The 799-nt window shown below is 44.7% G+C and carries 1 protein-coding gene; it reads left to right on the top strand.

The annotated features are described in order from the left end of the window. The coding region (gene ccoP, locus ACS8FD_RS19180) for a cytochrome-c oxidase, cbb3-type subunit III (protein WP_439277030.1) at positions 1-753 on the top strand (753 nt) is incomplete at its 5' end. Positions 754-799 lie beyond the last annotated feature (46 nt).

The raw sequence follows: 799 nt of genomic DNA, 5'->3' as shown, positions 1-799 counted from the left end.
ACTTTAAGTGAGCTATCAGAGTTACAGAATACTTTGAAACGTAGTGACAACCCACCAGCGGATTTGCAATCTAAGATTGATGAAAAAATTACTGATCTTGCGCCTGCAATCGAAAAACTGGCACAAAACCCTAACGCACTAAAAGTAGGTAGCCGTTTGTTCCTGCAAAACTGTGCAGTGTGTCATGGGTCAAACGCTAAGGGTGCAACAGGTTATCCTAACTTGACGGATAATGACTGGTTATATGGTGGTGATGCGGCAAACCTACTCACCACGCTACACAAAGGCCGGGTTGGTGGTATGCCAGCATGGCGTGATCAGATTGGTGAAGAAGGCGTTCGCGCAGCTTCTGAGTATGTTCTATCATTATCTGATAACAACGGTCATAAGGACAACGGTGAGCTGGATAAAACTTTAGTCGCCCAAGGCGAGTCTATCTATGATGCGAACTGTGCTTTATGTCACGGTAAAGATGGCAAAGGTATGATTTCAACTGGTGCGCCTAATTTGACTGATAACATTTGGCTGTATGGCGGTGAGCGTGAAACTGTTCGCGATACCCTACGCTATGGCCGTGCAGGCGTCATGCCTGAATGGGAAACCAAATTGGGTAATGAGCGTATTATGCTTGTAGTATCTTATGTTTATTCATTATCAGACAGATCAGCAGCTACCAAGAACGGCGCTAATGTGACAGCTGCGGCTTCTATGCCAAAAGCGACCAATAGTGTTCCAGCAGTCAGCAGCAATTAAGTTCTTAATTATCTAGTCTGATTAGTAATGAGCGTTAACAAAGGAG

Source organism: Psychrobacter sp. 1U2 (genome assembly GCF_051847575.1).
Note: the sequence above shows the minus strand (reverse complement) of the source record. Positions and strands in the feature narration are given on the sequence as shown.